General features: G+C 53.7%; 7 protein-coding genes. 4 read left to right on the forward strand and 3 right to left on the reverse strand.

The genetic code is table 11. The features are described 5' to 3' along the window. Positions 1 to 1,466: Re/Si-specific NAD(P)(+) transhydrogenase subunit alpha (gene pntA / locus RTY00_RS15815; protein WP_312665082.1), on the forward strand; the 1,466-nt coding region annotated here is incomplete at its 5' end. 11 nt (positions 1,467 to 1,477) lie between these two features. Continuing rightward, complete coding sequence (gene pntB / locus RTY00_RS15820) at positions 1,478 to 2,866, forward strand: Re/Si-specific NAD(P)(+) transhydrogenase subunit beta (protein ID WP_312665083.1); 1,389 nt, start codon at positions 1,478 to 1,480, stop codon at positions 2,864 to 2,866. A 78-nt stretch (positions 2,867 to 2,944) separates the two neighbouring features. Here pntB and uspE read toward each other — a convergent pair whose 3' ends face one another. Together uspE and RTY00_RS15830 are read right to left on the reverse strand one after the other, a co-directional pair. Beyond that, positions 2,945 to 3,901 (reverse strand): universal stress protein UspE, encoded by a 957-nt coding sequence (gene uspE, locus RTY00_RS15825; RefSeq protein WP_008106394.1) that lies wholly within the window; start codon positions 3,899 to 3,901, stop codon positions 2,945 to 2,947. Between the two features lie 118 nt (positions 3,902 to 4,019). Next, positions 4,020 to 4,772 carry an FNR family transcription factor gene (locus RTY00_RS15830; protein ID WP_008106391.1) on the reverse strand — a complete coding sequence of 251 codons (753 nt, stop codon included), beginning with the start codon at positions 4,770 to 4,772 and terminating at the stop codon, positions 4,020 to 4,022. A 296-nt stretch (positions 4,773 to 5,068) separates the two neighbouring features. Here RTY00_RS15830 and smrA point away from each other — a divergent pair, with 296 nt between their 5' ends. After that, positions 5,069 to 5,635 carry a DNA endonuclease SmrA gene (gene smrA / locus RTY00_RS15835; protein ID WP_312665084.1) on the forward strand — a complete coding sequence of 189 codons (567 nt, stop codon included), beginning with the start codon at positions 5,069 to 5,071 and terminating at the stop codon, positions 5,633 to 5,635. Here the strand turns inward: smrA and RTY00_RS15840 are convergent. Continuing rightward, positions 5,632 to 6,552 carry a LysR substrate-binding domain-containing protein gene (locus RTY00_RS15840; protein ID WP_008106387.1) on the reverse strand — a complete coding sequence of 307 codons (921 nt, stop codon included), beginning with the start codon at positions 6,550 to 6,552 and terminating at the stop codon, positions 5,632 to 5,634. The two genes, smrA and RTY00_RS15840, sit on opposite strands and share 4 nt — an antisense overlap. Positions 6,553 to 6,874: 322 nt before the next feature. Here RTY00_RS15840 and RTY00_RS15845 point away from each other — a divergent pair. Next, positions 6,875 to 7,442 (forward strand): MFS transporter (locus RTY00_RS15845; RefSeq protein WP_312665085.1); only part of this gene is annotated, 568 nt, incomplete at its 3' end.

A 7,442-nucleotide genomic window follows, 5' to 3' on the forward strand; every position in this document is an offset into this window, starting at 1 on the left:
CCGTTGAGCAACTGATCAAGCTGGGATTTAGCGTCACCGTTGAACAGAGCGCAGGGCTTCGCGCCAGCTTTGATGATGAAAGCTTTATCGCCGTCGGCGCCACAATCACCAACACTCACGACGTCTGGCAGTCAGACATCGTGTTAAAAGTGAATGCGCCTGACGATCAGGAGATCGAGCTGACGCGCGCCGGTAGCACGCTGGTGAGCTTTATCTGGCCTGCACAGAATCCAGCGCTGCTTGAGAAACTGGCAGCACGCAACGTCACCGTGATGGCGATGGATTCGGTGCCGCGTATTTCACGTGCGCAGGCGCTGGATGCGTTGAGCTCAATGGCGAATATCGCGGGTTATCGTGCCATCGTTGAAGCCGCGCACGAGTTCGGCCGCTTCTTCACCGGTCAAATCACCGCCGCCGGTAAAGTACCGCCAGCCAAAGTGATGGTGATTGGTGCGGGCGTTGCGGGATTAGCAGCCATCGGTGCTGCAGGCAGTTTGGGTGCCATCGTGCGTGCTTTCGATACGCGTCCGGAAGTGAAAGAGCAGGTGCAGAGTATGGGCGCCGAGTTCCTTGAGTTGGACTTCGAAGAAGAAGCGGGCAGCGGCGATGGTTATGCCAAAGTGATGTCTGAAGCCTTTATCAAGGCGGAGATGGAGCTGTTTGCCGCGCAGGCGAAAGAAGTCGACATTATTGTCACCACCGCGCTGATTCCTGGCCGTCCGGCACCGAAGCTGATTACTGCTGAGATGGTTGCCAGCATGAAGCCGGGCAGCGTGATCGTCGATCTGGCCGCGCAAACCGGCGGTAACTGCGAATTGACGGTTGCCGATCAGGTGACCTTAACCCCCAACGGCGTGAAGATTATCGGTTACACCGATTTGCCAAGCCGTCTGCCAACCCAATCCTCACAGCTTTACGGTACCAACCTCGTCAACTTGCTGAAACTGTTGTGCAAAGAGAAAAACGGCGAAATCACCGTTGATTTCGAAGACGTCGTAGTGCGCGGCGTGACGGTGATTCGTGATGGCGAAGTGACATGGCCAGCGCCGCCGATTCAGGTTTCCGCCGCGCCAAAAGCGCAACCCGCTGCACAGCCGCTGCCGAAGGTTGAAGCCAAGCCGGTTTCGCCGTGGCGCAAGTATCTGCTGCTGGCGTTGGCGGTGGTGCTGTTTGCCTGCCTGGCCAACGTGGCGCCTGCAGACTTCCTGTCGCACTTTACCGTCTTCGCGCTCTCTTGCGTGGTCGGCTATTACGTGGTGTGGAACGTGAGTCACGCATTGCACACGCCTCTAATGGCTGTCACCAACGCCATTTCCGGCATTATTGTGGTGGGTGCGGTGCTGCAGATGGGCCACGGCGGTTGGGTAACGATTCTGTCGTTTATCGCCGTACTGATCGCCAGCATCAATATCTTCGGTGGTTTCACCGTCACCCAGCGCATGCTGAAAATGTTCCGTAAGAATTAAGGGGTAGCAACATGTCTGGCGGATTAGTTACTGCAGCATATATTGTTGCCGCGATTCTGTTTATTTGCAGCCTTGCCGGTCTCTCGAAACATGAGACCTCGAAGCAGGGTAATATTTTTGGCATGAGCGGCATGGCGATTGCGCTGCTGGCCACCATTTTTGGCCCGAACACCGGTAACGTTGCCTGGATTTTGGTGGCGATGGTGATTGGTGGTGCGATTGGCTTGCGTCTGGCGAAGAAAGTCGAAATGACCGAAATGCCGGAGCTGGTTGCCATTCTGCACAGCTTTGTCGGTTTAGCAGCGGTGTTAGTGGGCTTCAACAGCTACATTGATCACGCGCCGGGCCTCGCGCCGGTGATGGAAAATATCCATCTGACCGAAGTGTTCCTCGGCATCTTCATCGGTGCGGTGACCTTTACCGGTTCACTGGTGGCGTTTGGCAAACTGCGCGGCAAGATCTCCTCTTCAGCGCTGATGCTGCCGCATCGTCATAAGATGAACCTTGCGGCGCTGGTGGTTTCCTTCCTGCTGATGCTGTGGTTCGTGCAAACCGATAGCACTGGCGCGCAGGTGTTTGCGCTGCTGCTGATGACCATCATTGCGCTGGTGTTTGGCTGGCATCTGGTGGCATCGATCGGCGGTGCGGATATGCCGGTTGTGGTTTCGATGCTGAACTCTTACTCCGGTTGGGCAGCGGCGGCGGCGGGCTTCATGCTGAGCAATGACTTGCTGATCGTTACCGGTGCGCTAGTCGGTTCTTCCGGTGCCATCCTCTCTTACATCATGTGTAAAGCGATGAACCGCTCCTTTATCAGCGTGATCGCCGGTGGTTTCGGTACCGACGTAAGCGTGGGCGGCGAAAGCGATGAAGTTGGCGAGTACCGTGAAATTACCGCAGAAGAGACAGCAGAGATGCTGAAAGCTTCGTCTTCTGTGGTGATTACGCCGGGTTATGGCATGGCGGTGGCGCAGGCGCAGTATCCGGTGGCTGAGATTACCGAAAAGCTGCGTGCACGCGGTATCAAAGTTCGCTTTGGTATTCACCCGGTTGCCGGTCGTTTGCCGGGCCACATGAACGTGCTGCTGGCGGAAGCGAAAGTACCTTACGATGTGGTGCTGGAAATGGACGAGATTAACGATGACTTCAGCGATACCGATACCGTTTTGGTGATTGGCGCGAATGACACCGTTAACCCAGCCGCACTGGAAGATCCGCGCAGTCCAATCGCTGGCATGCCGGTGCTGGAAGTGTGGAAAGCGCAGAACGTGATTGTGTTTAAACGCTCGATGAGCACTGGATACGCGGGCGTACAGAATCCGCTGTTCTTTAAAGACAATACGCAGATGCTGTTTGGTGATGCGAAAGCGAGCGTGGAAGGTATTCTGCGCGCGCTGTAAAAAAGAAGGGCGGTGATTTGACTCACCGCCCTGAGTAAATATAGAAAGGGCGGCCATTGCGAGCCGCCCTTTTTTTAATCAATCGTCTTCATCTTCTTCGTCATCGTAATCAATCGGCGATTTGAAATCGTCTGGCTTGATTGCCAGCAAATCACAGCGCAGATGATCGATCACTTGTTCCGCGGTGTTACCCAGGAACGCAGCTGACAAACCGGTACGGCCGATGGTGCCGAGCACCACAATGCCAGCATCCAGATGCGAAGCGATATCCGGAATCACTTCCTCGGGCAAACCTTTCGCCACATGAGTGAACTCTTCGCCGATCGAGAATTTTTGTCGCAGCGCTTTCATCGCCACTAAATGCTGGCCGCGAATTGCGTCGTTATAGACGCTCGGATCAAAGTCCGGCAGTTCGATAGCAATGTTGATGGGCGTGATGGGATAAGCGCCGACCAAATGCACTTCGGTGTGATTCACCATCTCGGCAAGCAGCGTGGTTTCACGAATCAGCTTCTGATTGAGCTCATCATGATGCGGCTCTTCGCTGGCCAGATTCACCGCCACCACCGCTTTGCCGCCTTCAGGCCATGCCTGATCTTTCACCATCCACACCGGGCAAGGGCATTTACGCAGCAGATGCCAATCCGTCGGAGTAAATATCACCGCTTCCAGGCGATCGTGCTGGTGCGCCATTTTCAGCACTAAATCATGCTGATGCGCCATAATTTCCTGAATGATGGCTTCATACGGACGGTTGTGCCAAACCACTTTGATTTCAATTTCAACGCCAGCCTCAATATATGCCTGGGCCTGTTGGCGGATCCATTCGGTACGTTGGCTGATCACCCCTTTGCGCATATTTGAGCGCTCGTCGGGCGACAGCAGCGTGGTCATTTCATATGAGAAGTCGTAAATAGGCAGGAAAGCTTTGATTTTTCCGCCGATACGTTGATTGAGATAAACCGCACGACGCAGCGCGGGCTGATCGTCCTGCTGGGCATCAATAGCCACCAGAATATTTTGGTACCGGGACATAGGCCGATCTCCTAAAACCAAAGCAAGTTGGATTAAAGATAGCCTAAGTTTGGACAGGGCAGAAGCGGAAAAGTTGCTGCCGGATCAATAAAATAACTTTTATTAACCCGGCACAGAATCACGCGGCTTGTTCGGTCTGGCCAGCTAATTCTGCCAGCAAAGCGTGGTTCTCGATGGTGATATATTTGCCTTTAACCGCCAGCATGCCACTTTTCTGGAAGCGACCCAGCAGACGGCTGATGGTTTCTACGGTTAGTCCCAAATAGTTACCAATGTCGCCGCGCGTCATGGTCAGACGGAATTCACGCTGTGAGAAACCGCGCTGGCCGAAACGGCGCGACAGATTCCAGACAAACGCCGCCAGACGCTCTTCAGCATTTTTCTTCGACAGCAGCAGAATCATATCCTGATCGCCTTTGATTTCACCGCTCATCAAACGCATCATCTGCTGACGCAGCGCCGGCATTTTACCGGAGAGATCGTCGAGGGTTTCAAACGGGATTTCGCACACCATCGCGGTTTCCAGCGCTTGCGCAAAGCTCGGATGTTTTGCGCCGACAATGGCGTCAAAACCGACCAAATCACCTGCCAGATGGAAGCCAGTAATTTGCTCGTCGCCTTGCTCAGTGATGGTGTAGCTTTTGATGGTGCCGGAGCGGATAGCGTAAAGCGATTTAAGTTCATCACCGGCTTTGAACAGCGTTTGGCCTTTCTGAATCGGCTTTTTGCGCTCAATGATGTTATCCAGCTGATCCAGTTCGTGCTCGTTCAGCGTGAAGGGAATACACAATTGGCTGATACTGCAATCCTGGCAATGGATGGCACAACCGCCAGACTGAATACGTCGAATGCTGCGTTTTTCCTGGATCATATAGTTACGCTCGATGATTATTGACTGCGGTCAATTTTAACATTTTTCGAAGCGAAGGGAACTCATCCGAGCAGTAAATGTCCTTAAAACCCCACAAATGTCAGGTATTACAGGGTTTGCGCTGCTCTGGCTGAAGGGCATTTATTGATCTGGAACGTTTTGTTGCCAGGTTTACAGTTTGACACAGCTTAATACAGCGCAAAAAGTGACAGATGTTTTGCCAATAATCCTTTGCTACTCTTTTGCTTTGGCGTCGAGTTGGGCGCTCAGGTAAACACCAGGCGAGAGGAAACACCATGAACCTTGATGATGAAGACCTTTTCCGCGATGCCATGGGTGATGTGACGCCATTAAAAAACTGCGCTAACACCCAATGGCTACGCGCCCCTTCGCCAAAAGTGCCACGCGCGCCGCAGGAAAGTGACGAGCAGGAAAATTTCCTCACTCGTGGCTTTCTCGACATCGTTCCACTGACAACACCACTGGAGTTTAAGGTTGAGGGCGTACAGCAAGGCGTATTGGATAAGCTGCGGCTGGGCAAATATCCGCCCGAAGCCAGCCTTAATCTGCTGCGTCAACCGGTTGAAACCTGTCGTCAGGCGCTGTTCAGCTTTATGCAACAAGCCAATAGACATGGATTGCGCAATCTGCTGATCATTCATGGCAAAGGGCGTGACGATGAGTCGCACGCCAATATTGTGCGCAGCTATGTGGCGCGATGGTTGCAGGAGTTTGCAGAGGTGCAGACCTTTTGCACGGCGCAGCCGAAAGATGGCGGGGCGGGCGCGCTCTATGTCGGTTTACGTAAAACCGAACAGGCGCGCCTTGAGAACCGTGAACGTCATGCCAAACACAGTCGTTAACTGTGGAATTTACGTATGGTCGCCATCAACACTTCGGCGCTTAGGCTTAGCGGGCTGCCGCTGCGCGTAATAATGCCAACCGGTTCGCCTGGCCCCGGCGAGGCAATCGGTAGCGCGCATAACGCATCGTGATTTAAATCTTCTTTAATGGCGCCGGAAGGCACAAACCACACATAGTCGTAACGCAGCGCCAGCTGGCGCGCCAGCGATGTCGATGAGGTTTCGACGCAGTTTGCTGGCAAGGTACAACCTTGCTCATTCAGCATATGCTGCGCAATACGGCGCGGCGCGGTGCCTTCCGGCGAAATCACCACCGGCCACTGCATCGCGCGCGACAGCATAACGTTTTCGCTTAACAGTGGATGATCCGGGCGCACCACCAGTTTGAGTGATTCCAGAAACAGCAATTCATAGGTTAGTCCGGCCATCATGTCGCTATCCGCCATCCGACCAATGCCAACATCAAATTCACCCGCACGTAATCCGGCCAACAGCACGTTATTGTGCAAGGTCGCGACCTGCACCGTAGTATTGGGTTGCTGCTCATGGAAGCGATCGAGAATTTGCGGCAGCATGCCCATCGCAGCGGTAGTCAGCGCGCCGAGTCGAATCACCACCGGCCGGCCAGGCTGCTGTGCGTTGAAGCTCTGACCCGCATGATTGAGCGCATCCAGCACTTTAACCGCATGAATCAGAAACTGTTCGCCCAGCGTGGTGAGCTGCGCGCCGAGCCGTCCGCGCTCAAACAGCCGCGCGCCGGCCAGCTCTTCCAGCTCATTCAGTGTTTTCGACAAAGCAGGCTGGCTTAGATTGAGCGTTTCAGCGGCACGACCAAGCGTGCCTTGCTGCGCCACCGCCACAAAGGTATGTAAATGACGCAAGCGAATGCGCTGATTGAAAAGGATATTTTTGTCCATACGCCCAACATAATGAGTTATGACGAGAAGCAGCAATGAGGAAACGTTAATTATGTTAACTTGCCTGCAAATTTATATTAACAAAAATGCCGCGACACAACCTTTATGCCTAACCTGCTGAATTTAAGCGTAATGCTGCAAATGACATTTTTTGCCGTGTAATCAGGTCACGTAAAATCAACAACATAACTCGGTAAAAGTTGAATAATTCTCAATTACATCCAAAAACAGTGCCCGATATTGTTAACGATGAGCTATGATAAGCGCCGTTTTTTTTACTAAAACTGATGCCCTAAACGGTTAAAAGTGCAGGAGTCGTTACGTGACCAGCGTTGAAGCAGTAGATGTTCGCCAGCTTATCAATAAGAGTGCGCTTAGCAGCTGGCAGAAGCGCTTAATCGCGCTGTGCTTCGTGGTAGTGGCGCTGGACGGCATGGACATTGCGCTAATGGGCTTTATCGCGCCGACACTGAAAGCCAGTTGGGGCGTCACTAATCATCAACTCGGCTTAGTGATCAGCGCGGCCTTGATTGGTCTGGCATTAGGTGCGATGGTCGCCGGGCCGCTGGCCGATCGTTATGGTCGCCGCGTGATGATCCTCATCAGCGTACTGTTTTTCGGGCTGTGGACGCTGGCCACGGCGATGGCGCAGAACATCGAACAGATGATGCTGTTCCGTTTTCTCACCGGTTTAGGGCTCGGCGCCGCCATGCCTAACGTTGGCACTCTGGTGGCCGAATACGCGCCCGAACGTCGTCGCTCCTTCATTATTACCGTGGTGTTCTGTGGCTTTACCTTTGGTGCCGCAACCGGTGGCTTTGCCGCTTCGTGGTTGTTGCCGCGCTATGATTGGCACTCGGTCATGCTGATGGGCGGCGTGCTGCCGCTGC

It is taken from the genome of Pantoea sp. CTOTU49201, from assembly GCF_032054795.1.
GTDB classification, from domain to species: domain Bacteria; phylum Pseudomonadota; class Gammaproteobacteria; order Enterobacterales; family Enterobacteriaceae; genus Pantoea; species Pantoea symbiotica.

Coding starts and splice junctions, on each gene's coding strand:
- pntB (WP_312665083.1), top strand. CDS start 1,478: ATGTCTGGCGGATTAGTTACTGCAGCATATATTGTTGCCGCGATTCTG.
- uspE (WP_008106394.1), bottom strand. CDS start 3,901: ATGTCCCGGTACCAAAATATTCTGGTGGCTATTGATGCCCAGCAGGAC.
- RTY00_RS15830 (WP_008106391.1), bottom strand. CDS start 4,772: ATGATCCAGGAAAAACGCAGCATTCGACGTATTCAGTCTGGCGGTTGT.
- smrA (WP_312665084.1), top strand. CDS start 5,069: ATGAACCTTGATGATGAAGACCTTTTCCGCGATGCCATGGGTGATGTG.
- RTY00_RS15840 (WP_008106387.1), bottom strand. CDS start 6,552: ATGGACAAAAATATCCTTTTCAATCAGCGCATTCGCTTGCGTCATTTA.